Annotated in this window: 14 protein-coding genes; 7 read left to right on the forward strand and 7 right to left on the reverse strand. The window is 64.9% G+C overall.

Features of this window, described 5'->3' with window-relative positions; genetic code table 11:
* Nucleotides 1-2 precede the first annotated feature (2 nt).
* Genes HAP48_RS40955 through HAP48_RS40965 form a run of 3 tightly spaced genes read left to right on the forward strand, consistent with a single transcriptional unit; the run spans nt 3 to nt 3,543 of the window.
* Complete coding sequence (locus HAP48_RS40955) at nt 3-887, forward strand: branched-chain amino acid ABC transporter permease (RefSeq protein ID WP_166205450.1); 885 nt, start codon at nt 3-5, stop codon at nt 885-887.
* 7 nt (nt 888-894) lie between these two features.
* On the forward strand, nt 895-1,932 hold the full coding sequence (locus HAP48_RS40960) for a branched-chain amino acid ABC transporter permease (RefSeq protein ID WP_166205451.1): 1,038 nt from the start codon (nt 895-897) through the stop codon (nt 1,930-1,932).
* 15 nt (nt 1,933-1,947) lie between these two features.
* Nucleotides 1,948-3,543, forward strand: coding sequence for a GMC family oxidoreductase (locus HAP48_RS40965; RefSeq protein ID WP_166205452.1), 1,596 nt, complete (start codon nt 1,948-1,950; stop codon nt 3,541-3,543).
* 75 nt (nt 3,544-3,618) lie between these two features.
* Here the strand turns inward: HAP48_RS40965 and HAP48_RS40970 are convergent, their stop codons facing one another.
* Nucleotides 3,619-3,882, reverse strand: a complete 264-nt coding sequence (locus tag HAP48_RS40970) for a tautomerase family protein (protein WP_166205453.1) — start codon at nt 3,880-3,882, stop codon at nt 3,619-3,621.
* A 152-nt stretch (nt 3,883-4,034) separates the two neighbouring features.
* Here HAP48_RS40970 and HAP48_RS40975 point away from each other — a divergent pair, with 152 nt between their 5' ends.
* On the forward strand, nt 4,035-5,012 hold the full coding sequence (locus tag HAP48_RS40975; protein WP_166205454.1) for a GlxA family transcriptional regulator: 978 nt from the start codon (nt 4,035-4,037) through the stop codon (nt 5,010-5,012).
* A 148-nt stretch (nt 5,013-5,160) separates the two neighbouring features.
* Nucleotides 5,161-5,520 carry a hypothetical protein gene (locus HAP48_RS40980; protein WP_166205455.1) on the forward strand — a complete coding sequence of 120 codons (360 nt, stop codon included), beginning with the start codon at nt 5,161-5,163 and terminating at the stop codon, nt 5,518-5,520.
* A 204-nt stretch (nt 5,521-5,724) separates the two neighbouring features.
* Here HAP48_RS40980 and HAP48_RS40985 read toward each other — a convergent pair whose 3' ends face one another.
* The 3 genes from HAP48_RS40985 to HAP48_RS40995 form a co-directional block, all read right to left on the reverse strand.
* On the reverse strand, nt 5,725-6,792 hold the full coding sequence (locus tag HAP48_RS40985; RefSeq protein ID WP_166205456.1) for an ABC transporter substrate-binding protein: 1,068 nt from the start codon (nt 6,790-6,792) through the stop codon (nt 5,725-5,727).
* Between the two features lie 90 nt (nt 6,793-6,882).
* Nucleotides 6,883-7,941, reverse strand: a complete 1,059-nt coding sequence (locus tag HAP48_RS40990; protein ID WP_166205457.1) for a dipeptidase — start codon at nt 7,939-7,941, stop codon at nt 6,883-6,885.
* Nucleotides 7,942-8,003: 62 nt separating this feature from the next.
* The gene (locus HAP48_RS40995) at nt 8,004-10,307 is read right to left on the reverse strand and encodes a PAS domain S-box protein (RefSeq protein WP_224497114.1); all 2,304 of its coding nucleotides are present in this window, start codon (nt 10,305-10,307) and stop codon (nt 8,004-8,006) included.
* Nucleotides 10,308-11,940: 1,633 nt separating this feature from the next.
* Between HAP48_RS40995 and HAP48_RS41000 the strand changes: the two genes are divergently transcribed.
* A complete protein-coding gene (locus HAP48_RS41000; protein WP_166211463.1) occupies nt 11,941-12,978 on the forward strand; it encodes an IS110 family RNA-guided transposase in 1,038 nt (345 codons plus the stop codon).
* A 436-nt stretch (nt 12,979-13,414) separates the two neighbouring features.
* On the opposite strand, the gene HAP48_RS41005 is transcribed toward HAP48_RS41000, so the two are convergent.
* The gene (locus HAP48_RS41005; protein ID WP_166205458.1) at nt 13,415-14,185 is read right to left on the reverse strand and encodes a gamma-glutamyl-gamma-aminobutyrate hydrolase family protein; all 771 of its coding nucleotides are present in this window, start codon (nt 14,183-14,185) and stop codon (nt 13,415-13,417) included.
* A gap of 267 nt (nt 14,186-14,452) precedes the next feature.
* Here HAP48_RS41005 and HAP48_RS41010 point away from each other — a divergent pair, with 267 nt between their 5' ends.
* Nucleotides 14,453-15,595 (forward strand): AI-2E family transporter, encoded by a 1,143-nt coding sequence (locus HAP48_RS41010; RefSeq protein WP_166205459.1) that lies wholly within the window; start codon nt 14,453-14,455, stop codon nt 15,593-15,595.
* A gap of 7 nt (nt 15,596-15,602) precedes the next feature.
* On the opposite strand, the gene HAP48_RS41015 is transcribed toward HAP48_RS41010, so the two are convergent.
* Both HAP48_RS41015 and HAP48_RS41020 read right to left on the reverse strand, forming a co-directional pair.
* Nucleotides 15,603-15,896 carry an antibiotic biosynthesis monooxygenase family protein gene (locus HAP48_RS41015; RefSeq protein WP_166215616.1) on the reverse strand — a complete coding sequence of 98 codons (294 nt, stop codon included), beginning with the start codon at nt 15,894-15,896 and terminating at the stop codon, nt 15,603-15,605.
* Nucleotides 15,897-16,015: 119 nt separating this feature from the next.
* The gene (locus HAP48_RS41020; RefSeq protein WP_166205460.1) at nt 16,016-16,252 is read right to left on the reverse strand and encodes a hypothetical protein; all 237 of its coding nucleotides are present in this window, start codon (nt 16,250-16,252) and stop codon (nt 16,016-16,018) included.
* Nucleotides 16,253-16,278 lie beyond the last annotated feature (26 nt).

Raw genomic sequence — 16,278 nt, forward strand, 5'->3', positions numbered from 1 at the left:
ATTTGGAGATCATAGGACCCGTCATCGTCGCCGGGATCACCACCGGCGCCCTGTACGCGCTGGCGACGCTTGGCCTGTCGCTGGTCTGGGGCTCGCTCGGCATGCTCAACATGGCACATGGCACGCTGTTGACGCTCGGCGGCTACGCGGCGTTCACGGCCGCCAGCCAGCTCGGCTTGCCGGTGCCGCTTGCGGTGCTTGCCGCAGCCGCGGTCGGCGGCGCAATCGGCGCGCTAATCTTCATGCTGGTCGCCTATCCGCTGTCGCGCCGCAGCCCCGAAACCTTCGAGACCACCATCATGATCGCGACCTTCGGTGTCGCGCTCACGCTCGAGAATACCGTGCTGCGGCTGTATGGCGGCCAGCCGCTTGGGCAGCCGCTCTCGGTCGGCGGCTCGATCAATCTCGGCGGCTTCGTGCTGCCCTGGCAGAACCTCGTCATCATCGTCAGCGCCATCGCGCTGATGGGCGCCACCGCGTTGTTCCTCACCCGGACCAGGGCCGGTCGCGCCATTCGCGCCACGGCGCAGAACCCGGATGCCGCCAAGCTAACGGGCGTCCCGGTGGCGCGGGTCTATCTGCAGGTCCTGATTCTATCAGGCATGCTCGCCGGCGTCTGCGGCGTGCTGGTCTCGTCGATCACCCAGCTCTCGCCGTCGCTCGGCGCCGATCCAATGCTGAAGGCCTTCATCATGTGCGTGGTCGCCGGGCTCGGCAATCTGCCCGGCGCGATCATCACCTCGTTCGGTCTCGCCATCGTCGAGGCGCTGGTCCAGTTCCTGGCCGGTGCGCGCTGGGGTTTCCCGGCGCTGCTCGCCATCGTGATCCTGGTGCTCATTCGCCGGCCCGGCGGATTGTTCGGCCGGGTCGAAGTGCGACGGCTGTGAGGTCGATATGAAACGCCAGGATCTCGCTCATCTGCTGATCGGTCTCGTCGTCCTCGCCGCTTCGGTCGCGCTGCCGTTCTACGTCGACAGCCGCTACGTGATCGGCCAGGTCACGCTCGGCCTGTTCTATGCCATCGTCGCCTCACAGTGGAATCTGCTGTTCGGTTTCTCCGGCGTGTTCTCGCTGGCGCAGATGGCCCTGTTCGGCTTCGGCGGCTACGCCACCGCGATGCTGTGCTTCTATTTCGGCCTCAATGTCTGGGCCGCGATGCCGCTCGCGGCCATTGCGACCGTGCTGTTCAGCCTGGTGATCGGTGCCGCCTGCCTGCGCCTGAGCGGCGCCTATACCGCGCTGCTGACGCTCGCGGTTGCGCAGGTGATGTATCTGTTGATCGTCACCGACACCGACTGCTTCGTCATGGTCGGCACGCAGTGCCGGCAGCTCACCGGCGGCGCGGTGGGATTTGCCCGCTTCGGCGATCTCGGCACGCGCGCGATGTTCAAGGCCAAATACCTGGTCGCGGACTATGCGCTGGTGGTGGCGCTGTTCGCGGTCACGATGCTGTTCACCTGGGCCATCATCCGCGGCCCGATCGGGCTCGCCTTCCGCGCGCTGCGCGACAATCCCGGCTGCGCCATGGCGCGCGGCGTCAGCCGCTTCCAGATGCAGCTATTGGTGTTCGGCCTCTCGGCCTTCTTCACCGGGCTCGCAGGCGGGCTCTATGCCGCGCATTTCAACGCGATCGGCCCCGGCGTGCTGTCATTCTCGCAGCTGTTCTTCATCATCGCGATGGTGGTGGTAGGCGGCATCGGCCGCCTCTGGGGACCGCTGGTCGGCGCCATCGTACTGGTCGCCGCCGACGAAGCGATGCGCGAGATCGGGGAATTCCGCTCGCTCGGGCTCGGCATCATCATCGCCGCGGTGATGGTGCTGATGCCGAACGGCCTGATCGGCCTGTTCGAAAGCATTTGGGATCGATTGCGGCGGCTGCGCTCGCGCAGCCCCGCGGTGACAGCAGAAATATCCGGCGACACGCCGGCGTGACCAGTGGAGTGACAGATGTACGATACGATCATCGTGGGCGCAGGCTCTGCCGGCTGCGTGCTGGCCAATCGGCTCTCTGCCGATCCCGCCCGCAAGGTGCTGGTGCTGGAGGCCGGCCGTGCCGCGCCGCTGGCGTCCGACATTCCCTCGGACTGGCCGACGATGTTCAACACGGCGGTCGATTGGGGCTTCTACACCGAGCCGCAGGCCGGCTGCCGCGGCCGCCGTGTGTTCTGGCCGCGCGGCAAGATGGTCGGCGGCTCCGGCGCGATGAATGCGATGATCTACATCCGCGGCCTGCCGTCCGACTATGACGGCTGGGAGAAGGCCGGTTGCACCGGCTGGGGCTGGCGCGACGTGCTGCCCGATTTCATCGCGTTCGAGAACAACGCCGACTTCACCGACAGCCCCCTGCACGGCACCAGGGGCCCGCTCCATGTCGCTCACGTTCCGTTCGTCGACCCCAACGAGCGGCGCTGGCTCGAAGCCGCGAAAGCCGCCGGCCACGCACACAATCTCGACTTCAACGGCGAGAGCCAGGAAGGCGCGGGATTCTTCCAGTTCGTGATCAAGCAGGGCGAGCGGTTCGGAACCGGCAAGGCCTATCTGCGTCCGGCGCTGGAGCGCGCCAACCTTAAGGTCAAGACCGGCGTCCGCGTGATCCGCATTGTCATCGAAAAGGGCCGCGCCACCGGCGTCGAATATCTCGAAAACGGGCAGCTCAAGACCGCAAACGCATCCGGCGACATCGTGATGTCCTCCGGCGCGATCGGCTCCGCCCAGCAATTGCTGCTGTCGGGCATCGGCCCCGCCGGCGAGCTGAAGGCCGTCGGGGTAGAGCCGGTGCACGACCTTCCCGGCATCGGCAAGGATCTCCAGGACCACATCAACATTCCCATCACGTTCTACACCAGGGAAAACATCGGCGTCGGCGCCTGGACCGACGAGAGCCTCGCGGCCAGCCTGAAGGAATGGCAGGAGAGCCGCAGCGGTCCCCGCTCCTCGCCCTGGGTCGCGGCAGGCGCGCATGTCCGCAGCCGCCCGGACGTCGAGCCCGATCTACAGCTCTATGGCGCCATCAGCCCGCACCGCGACTACGTCCGTTTCCTGTCCGCGAAGCCGGGCATCACGCTACATTCGACCTTGCAGCGGCCGAACAGCCGCGGCGAACTGAGGCTGCGCTCGACCGACCCGCTCGAATATCCCGCGATTGATCCGCGCTACTTCTCGTCCGACGCCAGTGGCCAGGACATCGCAACCCTGGTGGAAGGCGTGCGGATCAACCGCCGCATCGCGGCGCAGTCGCCGCTGAAAGAGCTGATCGAGGGCGAAGTCACGCCGAGCGTGGAAGCGGTCAGCGACGCCGACATCGCCGACTACGTGCGCGGCCATTGCACGACGCTGTATCATGCCGCCTCGACATGCCGGATGGGCAACGATCGGATGGCCGTGGTCGATCCCACAAGCTTCAAGGTGCATGGCCTTGACGGCCTTCGGGTGGCCGACGCGTCCGTGATCCCGATCATGATCTCGGGCAATATCCAGACCCCGACGATCCTGATCGCCGAACGCGCCGCGGCCGCGATCACCTCGACCGGGCGTGCAGCGTAGCACTCGCGCCGATCTCCCGAGCTCGTGTGCAAGAGGCGCTTCCGGCGGAAGCGCGTCTTGCTGTTGCCGCGGCGGTTACGCCTTCACCTTGGCGACCCGCCGCCCGCCGGCGTCGAGCGCGCCGAAGGTGCCCGCGATCATGTCCGGTGTCGGGATCATGCCGCCGAGCGACCAGTTTGCCGGCTCGCCTTCCTCGATCTTGACCCAGACGTTGCGGCGGAAGTCAGGGTTGCCCTGCCCCTCGATCTCGACCATCAGGTCGGTGACGCGCTCGAGCAGCACTTTCTTCTGCGCGACATCGAAGATGCCGCGGACGGTAGAAATGGTGACGTAAGGCATGGTCTCTCTCCATTGCTGAGGTGGTGACGACGCAACGAAGATGGACCGGCGCGACACAACAAGGCAGTGGCCGATCGGACAGAGATCGGGCAATATCCGCCACGGCCCGAGTGCGCCGATCGGCCAGGATGACGGCAACGTCAGGAGATCTCATGAAACTCGCGATCCTCGCCCTGGAAGGCTGCATGCAGTCGGCGGTCGCCGGCATCGCCGACATCCTCACCCTCGCCAACCATGTGACGCAGCTGCGCGGCAGCAAGGCGCGCTTCAGCTGGCAGACACTCTCGCTCGACGGCAAGGCGGTGCGCGCGGGCGGCGGTAAGCTGCTCGCGGTCGACGGCGCCGTGAGCAGGCGGACGGCCAGCGACGCGATCATCGTGCCGGGCAGCCTGGTCGATCATCTGACCGCCGAGCGCCTGCAGCCGCAATATGACCGCGCCGGCGCCTGGCTGCGCCAGCAACATGCCGGCGGCAAGTTGATCGGCGCGTTCTGCAGCGGCGTGCTGCTGCTCGCCAATGCCGGCCTGCTCGATGGCCGCCGCGCCACCATCACCTGGTGGCTGCAGAGCGAGCTCCGCCGCCGCCATCCCAGGGTCGATCTCGCCAGCGACGCCGTCCTCACCCAGGCCGACCGCATCGTCTGCGCCGCCGGCCCGATGTCGTGGGTCGATCTGCTGCTGCGGCTGATCGAGCTGGTCGAGGGCCCGGAGGTCGCAAAGGTCTGCGCCGACTATGCCGTGATCGACACCGCGCAGCGCACGCAAGCGATCTTCATGCCGCTTGGCTACATGCTCGCCCAGGACCCGCTGCTGATGAAGGCGGACATGCTGGTGCGCCGCACCGGCAAGGCGCCGATCACGGTGCGCCGCCTCGCGCATGCGCTGGGCCTCAGCGAACGCACGCTGAACCGCCGCTTCCGCCAGCTGACCCATGAGCCGCCGCAGGCCTTCATCATGCGCCGCCGCGTCGAGCACGCCCGCACGCTCCTGGAGACGACGACGCAGCCGATCAAGACCATCGCCCGCACCACCGGCTACGAGGACGAAAGCAGCTTTCGCAAGGCCTTCCGCAAGCTCACGCTGCTGTCACCTCAGGCCTATCGCGCGCAGCGCAGCGGCCGCGCGGCTTGAGCGCCTAGGACTGAGCGCCGTAGGATGGGTAGAGCGCAGCGATACCCATCATCTCACATCTTGCGCCGGCACGATGGGTTTCGCTTCGCTCTAATCATCCTACGGACTCAACGCCAAATGTTGATTTCTCGGAGCAGGCTGCAGGCAAATGACGAACGACCGCCGCGATCCGATTTTAGATGCCTTGAGGGGACGTAATCTCTCAGCAGTAGCCTTCGTGCAGGATTACCTGCAACTGCAATTTGATGGGCCTGTTCTTACCACGTTTGTTTGGCCGCGGATAATCACCCCGACCCTGACCGCAACTTTCGGGATGCCCGTTTATCGAGACGCTCTTTGTGCCCAGATTGGAAAATCCGTTGCAGGTGGGTTCGTGGATGTGGAAGCGGCATTCCGCTTGTTCTTTGCCGACGGATCGATCATCGAAGTATCTTTGGCCGCGAGCGCTCGTCAGGGACCGGAGGCGATCGTGTTTCAGGACAGCAAAGGGAACCTCGTTGTCCTGTGATCTTACATTGAGGACACCGTCGGGGGCCGATGCTCCGCTCTCGTTGCACCCGGAATAGCGCGTAGGATGGGTGGAGCGCAGCGATACCCATCCTCTCGCACCTTGCGCAGGGGGCGATGGGTTTCGCGGAGTCTATCATCGGGCCGCGCGTTGCGCGGACCCGTTGGCTCTACCCATCCTACCGGCTGCGGCGCCCGCCTGGCGTCACACCCGGAACAGCTTCGCGTAGCGCGCCTTGATCTCCTCGCTCTGCGCCTGCACCTGGGCCGGATCGGCCTTGAGCATCTTGAGCTTGTCGAGCGGCACGTGGCCGGCCTTTTCCTTCACCTTGCCGTGGAACGAGCGGTGCGCGAACTCGTCGGCCAGCAGCTGCTGGGTCTCGGCGCTGAAGAAGTAACTCTGGAACAGCCGTGCGGCATTGGGGTTCGGCGCGTTCTTGAAGATGCCGCTCGGCACGATGATCAAGGGCGCGCCCTCAGTCGGATAGACCACCTCGACCGGCTTGCCCTGATCCTTGGCCAGAACGAGATTATAGTCGTTGCCGTCGGCCATGACGGCGCGCTCGCCGAGCAGGATCTTCTTCGGCGGATCGGCCGCCGACTGCACCTGCATCACCCGCTGCTGCGCGAGCTTTTCCAGATAGGGCCAGCCGAGATCGCGCGCCAGCACGAAGGTCGCGGTCATGATCGCGCCGGAATAGCCCGGGTGGCCCTTGACGATCTTGCCGCGCCATTTCGGATCGAGCAGGTCGGCGTAGCTCTTTGGCGCCTCCTCGCGCTTCACCTGTTCGGTGTTGTAGCCGATCACCTCGAACCAGGCGCAGGATGTCGCTGACGTGCCGTCGGGATCGACCTGGTCGGGAGGAAAATGCTTTGCCACCTCTTCCGGCAGATAGGCGGCGAGCCAGTCGTTCTTCTTCCAGTCGAGGTAATGGGCGGGATCGGTCGAGTTGGCGACGTCGACGGCATTGATGCCGCTGCCCTGCTCCTGCGCGATGCGCTGGAAAATCCGCTCCGCGCCGGAGCGCTCGACGCGGACGCTGATGCCGGGATATTTCTGCTCGAAATCGCGCGCGAGCCGCTCGGCCGTGTTCAGCTCAAGCGCGCTGTAGAACGAGATCTTGCCTTCCTTCTTGGCGGCCGCGATCAGCTCCGGCGTCACCGCCTCGGCCGGCGGCGCGGCGGCCCTTAACGGCTCGGCGAACACCATGCCAGCCGCGGTCGCCGCCGTCACCTTGAGCCAGTCGCGTCTCGACCATTTGCGGTCCTGCATTCCGTGCTCCCTGAGATCGGGCCGTTGACCGGCCGCGCCGTTGTTGTGCAGCGATGATAGATCATGATCGGCTAAGATATGCAGCAGTTTTCATCGCCAACTTTGGCGGAACACCCGCATCCAATTGTCGAAGGCGATCTTGCGCAACGTGGCGTCATCGAAGCCGTGCGCGCGCAGGGCCTGGATCAGGTTTGGCAGATGACTGGCATCCCTGACCGGGAGGGGCATGAGCGCGCCATCGAAGTCGGACCCCAGCGCAACGTGGTCGTCCCCCATTCGTTCAACGAGGTAGCCGAGGTGATCGACCACCGTCTCGATCGGGATGTCCGGATCACGCTGCGCGTCCGGGCGCACTTCGGACACACTGAAGTTGAAACCCACGAGGCCGCCCGATGCCCTGACGGCGTCGAGTTGCCGGTCGGTCAGGTTGCGCGTCGCGCGGCAGATCGCATGCGCGCAGGCGTGGGTCGCCACGATGGGCGCGGTGCTGATCGCCGCGACGTCCCAGAAGCCGCGCTCGTTGAGGTGAGACACGTCGACCAGGACGCCGAGCTGGTTGCAGGCCTTCACAAGCGATTTCCCAGCGTCCGTCAAACCGGGACCGGTGTCGGGAGAACGCGGAAAGGCGAACGGCACGCCATGGCCGAAGATATTGGGCCGGCTCCAGACCGGGCCGAGCGAGCGCAGGCCACGGGCGTAGAGCTGCTCCAGCCCGTCCAGATCGGCGCCGATCGCTTCGGCGCCCTCCAGATGCAAGACGATCGCGAACACGGCATCTTCGCGCGCCGCCTCGATCTCATCCACGGTTCGCGCCCATCGGATGTTTCCGCCGGCGCGGGCCACCATGGTCTCCAGCGCACTCAATTGCGCATTGATGGTGCGGCGCGCGTAAGTCGGATCGAGCGGGTCGGCAAGACGGACCTCGTAGCCGTCAGCCGTTCGCGTGACACCGCCCTCCCGCGGATGTTCCGCCCCGGCGAACATCGCGAACAGACCGCCGATCATGCCACCTTCGCGCGCGCGCGACAGGTCGAGGTGGCCTTGCTCCGAGCGCATCAAAAAATCGCGCCCGCCTTCCCGGTATTCGGCGAGGTGTTGAACGGCGTCATTGTGGCCATCGAAGATCGCAACCTTGCCGCTTGCCTGCACCGTGCTGCCCTCTCGTCCAACTTGCCTCGCTCAGGCTACGGCAACGCTGACGAGTCCACACCCTATTTCTTGTCCGGCGGATTCTCGCGCAGGAAGCGTTCAAGATCGGGTTGCACGGAGTAAGGCTGCGGAACCGGATCGCCCTGGAAGTCGACCTGAAGGTCGAGGCAGCGCCGCAGCTGCCGCGCCAGCTCGCTGCGCCGATAAGGCTTGGTCAGCAGCGGAATGCCGCGGCCGCCACGCGCCTGTTGTGCCGGCAGCACGCCGTCGCTGTAGCCCGAGGTGAACAGCACCCGCAGCGCCGGACGCCCGGTCATCAGCGTATCAGCCAATTGCCGGCCGTTCATGCTGCCGGGCATCACGATGTCGGTGAATAACAGATCGAACGCGGTGCCGCGGTTGACGATCGCGAGCGCGGCGTCCGCATTCGCTGCGACCAGCACCTTGTAACCGAGGCTTTCGAGCTGGCCCGTGACGTAGTCGCGGATCGTGGGGTCGTCCTCAACACACAGGATCGTCTCGCTGCCGCCCTTGACCGGCAGATCGTCCTCCTCGGCCGCGCGCTGCGCGATGCCGTCGCCCTTGGGCAGATAGATCCTGAAGTTGGTGCCGCACCCCTGCTCGCTCCTGGCCTCGATCCCGCCGCCGCTCTGCTTGACGAATCCGAACACCATGCTGAGCCCGAGCCCGGTGCCCTGCCCGACCTCCTTGGTGGAGAAGAACGGATCGAAGATTTTCTCCAGATGCGACGGCGAAATCCCGACCCCGGTATCGATCACCTCGATCACGAGATGGTCGCCGGCGCGCTCGACGCCATGCGCCACCGCCTCGGGAATCCCGAGCTGGATGTTGCGGGTCGCAAAGGTCAGCGTGCCGCCATCAGGCATCGCATCGCGCGCATTGATGGCGAGATTGACCAGCGCCGCGCCGAGCTGACCGCGGTCGACAAAGGCGAGCCAGGCGTCGCGGCCGAGCTCCGTCTTGATCTCGGTCTGCGAACCCAGCGTCTGCGACAATAGCCGCACCACCTCGCCGATCAGGTCGTTGACGTCGGTCTCGGCCGGCTGCAACGGCTGCTTGCGCGCGAATGCCAGCAGGCTCGAGGTGAGCTGCGCTCCGCGATCGGCGGCATCGCTGATCAGCTTGGCGATCGCGGCAAGCTGCGGGTTGTCCTTGACCCCGTCGGCGAGGATCTCGATCGTGCCGGTGATCACGGTCAGCATGTTGTTGAAGTCGTGCGCGATGCCGCCGGTCAACCGTCCGAGCGATTCCGTCTTCTGCGCCTGGATCAACTGCTCCTCGGCGATCCGGCGATGGGTGACGTCCCTGACAAAGGAATTGATGATCCAGCCGTCGCCGCGGCGCAGCGCATTGAGCGACACCTCGACATAGAACCGGTGGCCGTCGCGGTGCACGGACGCGGTTTCATAGCGCATGCCCATGCCGCCGGCCGCGGTCTCCTGCAGGAAGCGGGTGATCCGCTGCCGGTGCGCGAGGCGAAGCTCCTCCGGAAACACCAGTTCGACCACCCGGTAACCGACCGCCTCGGACCGCGTCCAGCCGGTCAGCGCCTCGGCCTGCGGGCTCCAGTCGAGAATGATACCGTCCTGGTCGGTCTGGACGAAGGCATCGAGCGCGGTCCTGATGATGGCTTGCGCCATCTGCTCACCCTCGACCAGTGCCTGGTGCGCCCGCCGTTGCGCGGTGACATCGTGCAGCACGGCGACCGCGCCGCGCAGATTGCCGGCATCGTCGCGCAGCGGCCGCGCATTGGCGACGAGGCAGACCTCCGGATCCGGCGCCTGGGGCCTTACGATCAGCTCGAAATCGTCGACGTCATCGCCGCGCAGCGAACGCGCCATCGGCGTGTCCGCGATCGGCATCACGGTCGTGCCGTCGGGATAATAGTTCTGAAAGGTGCGAACGCCGGTCAGGGTGTCAAAACCGGGTTCGACACTGTACAGCCGCCGCGCCGCGGCGTTGGCGATCACGACCATCCCGTGCTCATCGGCGACCACCACCGGATCGCGGATGCTCTCGACGGTCTTCTCCAGCAGGTGCTGCCTGCTGCCCAATTGCGCCGACAGTTCGGCAAGCGTGGCGGCGAGTTCGGCGGTCTCGTCGCTGTCGGCTGCGCGCATCGGAGCCTGTTCGCCGCGCGACAGCGCTTCCGCCGCCCGCACCAGCTGGGCAGGCGTTCCGGACAGCGACCTCGCAATCATCTCAGCCGTCATCAACACCACCACAATCGCGCCGCCGGCGAGCAGAATGCCCGGCCAGGTGACGCCATGGATGAAGCCCAGCGCAAGCAGGAGCGCGACGACGGGGAGCATCATCCCCATCGCCAGACGGCCCGACAAATTCATCACGACCAACTCATCGTGTCGGCTGCACCGGAAAATGGAAAAGAAAAAACAGTATCCGGAAAGGATTGTCGGCGCCGGGGCAATATCCGGTGGCGAGCGCCTAGTTGCTTAGCCGAGTCCGGGCCGGCGATCCGCCACTTTCGTATCCGTATTAGTACGGAGAAGGAGCGGCTCCGCGCGGCCAAGCTGGAATGCTCGCATTCCAGGACCTCGCCATCCGTCCGCGGCCACTCGGCGACGCGCTCGACGCCAGCGTGCGGCCGGGCACACGCCCGCCGGGCTCAGCTGCGATGAACGAAGTCAAAGGGTGCTCGCGCCAATCAACGTCGCTCAAATGAATCCAGAGACGTTGGTGTGTTTGAACGGAGCAACCGCGTCGGCAGTGACAGCAGGCGATTTTGAGATTTAGCTAGCGATCGCAAAAACGCTTGCCCGCTTTCCAAACCACCGGTCGACTCGTGGCTGAGACAGGGCGATGCACTTCCCGAACCGTGGCTCAACTCTTTGGTCAATTGGAGAGTGGGACCGACGTGAAGGTAAGTGAAGGTCCTGGGACTTGTTCGCTTGGGGCAAGCAGCCCCTCCGAGCATCCGTCTGTGGTAACCCGATTTTGCCAATTACCCGTTGCCGCGATGGATATAGACTTCAAGAGCCAGGATTTTGCAGTTCCTTCCTGGGGCTAGGGCCGGCGCCGACCGCATGGATTTTAAGCGGGCGGCGTTGTGCTATCAGGGCTCGCGAATTTCGCAATCGGGACGGCTGCCGGCGCGTCTTCCGGGGCTAGGGCGGCGGGCGCCGAAGCCGTCCCAATCACAGCGCCCCAATCTGGGACGCAATTTCATTGTATCGGCAAAAGACGGCAACGGAGATGCCCTCCCGGGTTACCTCAACTTGACAAGTGTCCAATAACCGTCCCCGCGCCCGGGCTGCGACAAAACAACCCGACGGGCAACTCAGCAAAACCTGTCAATCCCGCGCAGCCAAAATATTTCTGTTTCCCGGAATACCCAACTCAGTGTATGAACTGTTCGTCTCACCCGATCGAGGGGCGCTTCGCGATCGTCACGAACGCGGTGTGAGATGCGGTGGACGCCGAGCGTGCGAGAGACGAGTGCACACAAGGCGGACGGTGAAGTCGTGTGGTCCTGACGCCCTAGCGGCCGGTGTCCCCTTGTAAGACGCAATTGCGTCTTGCGAAGGCGGTGACAAAAAAGCCCAGTCTCACCGGGGAGAGCACGAAGTAAGCCGTAACCCATCGCGCAGGGAAAGCCGGATTGCTCCGGTTACACCTGTGGTCCTACCCCCGAGCTTTCTACTTTTGCTCGGGGCCCATGGGTGCGATCGGCACCCGGCTTTCCCTGCGCCCTCTGTTCAAGAGAGGGCGGAACGAAGAGCAAAGCTCGGACGATTCATGTCGCGAGAATGCAGATGTATGACTCGCAGCTTGCGCAACACATTCGGTGTCGTCCTGGCGAAAGCCAGGACCCATTACCCCGAATGAGACTTCTTTCGCAATGCTGGGGCCACGATCCCGTTCATATCATCAAATGCGGTGGCTGATGGTGTGGACGGCCCCCTACGGCATCAGTGTGCCAGAATGAGGTTGTCTAGATCTCATACATGGGAGCCGTCCGTGAACCAGATTATCCGCATTGGGATTGATACGTCGAAGTATATTTTTGTGTTGCATGGGGTTGATGCGAGGGAGCAGGTGGCGCTGCGCAAGAAGCTGTCGCGCAAACAGGTGCTGGAGTTCTTCGCCAAATTGCCGCCGACCGTGATCGGGATGGAGGCATGCGGGGCTTCGCAACATTGGGCGCGGGAGCTTTCCAAGCTCGGTCACGAGGTGAAGCTGATGGCACCGCAATTGGTTAAGCCCTACGTGATGCGGAACAAGAATGACGGGCGGGATGCAGAAGGTCTGTGTGAAGCGATGAGCCGGCCGAGCATGCGCTTCGTGCCGGTGAAGACGGCCGAGCAGCAGGCTGCGCTGATGCTGATGGGTGTCCGCGACGGATTGATCGTCCGGCGCACCCAGCTGACCAATACGATACGCGGCCATGCGGCGGAGTATGGCCTGATCGCACCCAAGGGATTGGACGCGATCGAACCACTGCTGGCGCGGATCGCGCAGGACGAGACGCTTCCCGTTCTGGCGCGCGAGCTGTTTGTGGTGCTGGGCCGGGAGCGCATCAGGCTCGAGGGTGAGTTGGAGGCGATTGAGGCCAAGCTGATGGCCTGGCACCGCGCCGATGCCACGGGCCGGCGCTTGGCTCAGATCCCCTCGGTCGGTCCGATCGTTGCAACCGCGCTGGTGATGAAGACACCTGATCCGCGCGCGTTCCGTTCTGGTCGTCATTTTGCGGCCTGGCTGGGATTGACACCCAAGGACCACTCCACCGCTGGCAAGACCAGGCTTGGCAAGATCACGCGGGCGGGCGATGAGGACCTGCGCCGTCTGCTGGTGGTCGGGGCCACAGCGGTGATCCAGCAGGCGAGGCGGGGACGCGGTCATCACTCGCGCTGGCTGCTGGCGCTGATCAAGCGCAAGCCGCCGAAGCTTGCGGCCGTGGCGCTCGCCAACAAAGTGGCCCGCATCGCCTGGAAGCTGATGGCGACGGGCGAGAGTTACGAGGCGGCACGGATGAATCCCATGACAGCCGCCGCCTAATAGATTGGCCAGCCGGCGGGCTCGCTCGCCGACCGACCGGAGCTGCAAGAGCAGATGGAGCGATCGATCGAGCAACGATGCGAGACAGTCCGCAGGACCCATCGGCCGCCAACAGGTCGCGTGGTTGTTTGGAACTCGCATCGCGCAAACCATCTTGGCCAGCGATCCATTCGATCGCACTCAAAAGGCCGGACATATGGATGCAAGCGATCCGATCTCACCAAACAGCTCTTGTGCCACGGGGGCCGTCCACATATGGGTCCTGGCTTTCGCCAGGACGACGGTCGCGTGTGTGGCATCTGTCATCGCCCGGCTCGACCGGGCGATCCAGTACGCCGCGGCCCCTCGGCTCAAGCACTGGCGTCTCTGGAATACTGGATCACCCGCTTTCGCGGGTGATAACACCGAATTTGCCCCGGATCGCTGTGAAACCGCCCTACGCCGCCCGCCGCCGCTCGCGCAGTGCGTCGCCGAAGGCTTCGAACAGCGCGCGGTTGATCGGATTGCGCTGCGGATCGTATTCGGCGTGCCACTGCACGCCGAGCGCAAAGCCCGCGGCATCCGCGATGCGGATCGCCTCGATGGTGCCGTCCTCGGCAATGCCCTCAATCACGACCCGCTTGCCCGGCTCGAGGATGCCCTGGCCGTGCAGCGAATTGACCCGGATGGTCTCGCAGCCGAGGATTTTTGCGAAGGCGCCACCCGGCGTCAGCGCGACATCGTGGCGGTCGGCGAACACCACGGTGGGATCGGGATGGATCTCGCCGTTGTCCAGCCGCGGCATCCGGTGGTTCATGCGGCCCGGAATCTCGCGGATCTCCGGATGCAGCGAGCCGCCGAAGGCGACGTTCATCTCCTGCAGGCCGCGGCAGATGCCGAAGATCGGCACGCCGCGCGCCACGCAGGCCTCCGACAGCGCGAGCGCGACGTCATCGCGGTGGAGGTCATAGGGTTCGTGCGCGGCACAAGGTTCGGTGTTGAAGCGCGTCGGATGGACGTTGGCGCGGGCCCCGGTCAGCACGACGCCGTCGACCACGTCGAGCAAGGCGCCGACGTCGGTGATATCGGGGCTGCCTGCGAACATCAGCGGCACCGCACCCGACACATCGGCAACCGCGCGAAGGTTGCGCTCCCCGACCATCTGGACTGTGAAACGATTTTCGATGCGATGGGCGTTTCCGATCACGCCGACCACGGGCCGTCTCATTATCGAAGTCTCGCGCAATGATTCTTCTAAGTTTGCGACGTTGCGGAGATGATCATGCCTTCGAGTTCCCGCCGGATCAACTGTCTATATCTGCAGAGGGGGGCTTGCAGCTCTGCACAGACGAGCGCCCCCCGGGGCCCCCCAAATGCGGTCAGTTGCGCCCGGTGCCGCAGCGTCAGCGGCAAACCGGCACTCTCCGCCCAGCTTGATCCCGGCGGGATTTTCGCCAATGACTGCTCCGGACACGTCGCAAAGGGGGAATCACCTGTGACAGACCCGGCTGACAATCGCCTGCAGGCCCGCAACGACATGGCGTGGGCGATCGCCGTCGGAGGCATCGGCGCCGTGCTGTTCGCCGCCCTGTTGATGTTCGCCTGGCATTTCGCCGCGACCTTGTTCCTGCTGTTTGCCGGCATGCTGCTCGGGGTCGGCCTGAACGCGATGGCCTCCCTGCTCGGCCGGCTGACCGGGCTGCCTCACGCGTTGCGGCTTGCCATCGTCTGCCTGGCGATGGCTGGACTATTGTCCGGCATCGTGTTCCTCGGCGGCACCACCATCGCGGATCAGGCCAAGGTGCTGAGCAGCACGATCAAATCGCAGCTCGGCAGCGTCAAGGAATTCCTCGAGCAGCATGGCGTCGACACAAGCTATCTCGATTTCACCAATACGGCAGGCGAAGCGAAACCCGACGGCACCGGCGTGGCGACGACGACAACGACGCCCGCGACGTCGCAGTCGCACGGCATCCCCGGGGCCGGCGCGCTGGCCTCGAGCGGCGGCGCCATCATCAGCCAGACGCTGAAGGTGCTGCTCGGCACCGTCAGCGTCGTCGGCAATTTCTTCATCGTGCTGTTTCTGGGCCTCGCCTTCGCGGCCCAGCCCAGCATCTACCGCGCCGGGCTGTTGTTCATCGCGCCGGCCAAGTACCGCGCGCAGGCCACCATCATCGTCGACCGCATCGGCGAGACGCTGGAACGCTGGCTTATCGCGCAGATCATCACAATGGCGGCGGTGTTCCTCGTCACCTGGATCGGGCTTGCCATCATCGGCATTCCGAGCTCGTTCATTCTCGGCATCCAGGCCGGATTGCTGGCCTTCATTCCAACCGTCGGCGCGATCATCGCCGGACTGATCGTGGTGCTGGCAAGCCTCGCCTCGGGATGGATCGCCGCGCTAAGCGCGTTCATCCTGTTCCTCGGCGTGCACGCGCTGGAGAGTTACGTAATCACGCCGATCGTGCAGCGGCAGGCGCTCGACATCCCGCCGGCGACGCTGTTCGCGTTCCAGATCCTGCTTGGCGTCGTGTTCGGCATCTGGGGGCTGGCCTTGGCGCTGCCGCTGATGGCGATCGCCAAGGTGATGATCGACCATTTCAAGGCGGAGGATCAGGCGCCTGCGCAGGTTGCGTAATCGCGCGCTATGTGGACAGCACCGTCTCGGTGTGCTCGACCTCGGGCGCCGCCGCGAAATAAGGGCCGACCAGCGCGCGCCAGGCGGTGAAATCCTCGGAGCCGCGGAAATCGACGGTGTGGTTCTCGAGCGTCTCCCACTTCGCCACCAGCCGGTAGCGCGACGGCTTCTCGATCGAGCGGTGCAGTTCAAACCCCTTGCCGCCCTTGGCGCGCAGGAACAGCGGGCGCGCCTTGGCCACCGCGGCCTCAAAATCCTTCTCGCTGCCGGGCTTGACGTCGATCTGTGCGATTTCGGTGATCGTTGGGCTGTGGCCTCCCTTTGTTGGTTTCCCGTGGGAAAGGCCCCGTCTCTAGCCCAGCCGGCGAAAAAGCAAAAGGCGCCCTCGCGGGGCGCCTCCTCTGTCGATCCTGCGGCGGTTCAGTTGAACAGCAATACGGTACCGACAACCATCAGCATCGCGCCGAGCAGCATCACGACCGGCCAATGGCTCTTCGGCTGTTGGTATCGGCCCTGCGCGCGCCGTTCGGCGATCAGCGCGGTCTCGTATTCATCGGAGTCCGAGAACAGGCAGGCGAAGCCGCTGCGCGCCGAAACCGCGTCGGCTTCGAGCGACATCAGGGCTGACTGGGGATTGCGGGTGCGGATCGACTCCATGCCCGAAAGCATGGGATCGAATGGTT

Origin of the sequence: Bradyrhizobium septentrionale (genome assembly GCF_011516645.4) — a bacterium.
GTDB lineage: Bacteria > Pseudomonadota > Alphaproteobacteria > Rhizobiales > Xanthobacteraceae > Bradyrhizobium > Bradyrhizobium septentrionale.

Coding starts and splice junctions, on each gene's coding strand:
- HAP48_RS40960 (WP_166205451.1), top strand. CDS start 895: ATGAAACGCCAGGATCTCGCTCATCTGCTGATCGGTCTCGTCGTCCTC.
- HAP48_RS40965 (WP_166205452.1), top strand. CDS start 1,948: ATGTACGATACGATCATCGTGGGCGCAGGCTCTGCCGGCTGCGTGCTG.
- HAP48_RS40970 (WP_166205453.1), bottom strand. CDS start 3,882: ATGCCTTACGTCACCATTTCTACCGTCCGCGGCATCTTCGATGTCGCG.
- HAP48_RS40975 (WP_166205454.1), top strand. CDS start 4,035: ATGAAACTCGCGATCCTCGCCCTGGAAGGCTGCATGCAGTCGGCGGTC.
- HAP48_RS40980 (WP_166205455.1), top strand. CDS start 5,161: ATGACGAACGACCGCCGCGATCCGATTTTAGATGCCTTGAGGGGACGT.
- HAP48_RS40985 (WP_166205456.1), bottom strand. CDS start 6,792: ATGCAGGACCGCAAATGGTCGAGACGCGACTGGCTCAAGGTGACGGCG.
- HAP48_RS40995 (WP_224497114.1), bottom strand. CDS start 10,307: ATGAATTTGTCGGGCCGTCTGGCGATGGGGATGATGCTCCCCGTCGTC.
- HAP48_RS41005 (WP_166205458.1), bottom strand. CDS start 14,185: ATGAGACGGCCCGTGGTCGGCGTGATCGGAAACGCCCATCGCATCGAA.
- HAP48_RS41020 (WP_166205460.1), bottom strand. CDS start 16,252: ATGGAGTCGATCCGCACCCGCAATCCCCAGTCAGCCCTGATGTCGCTC.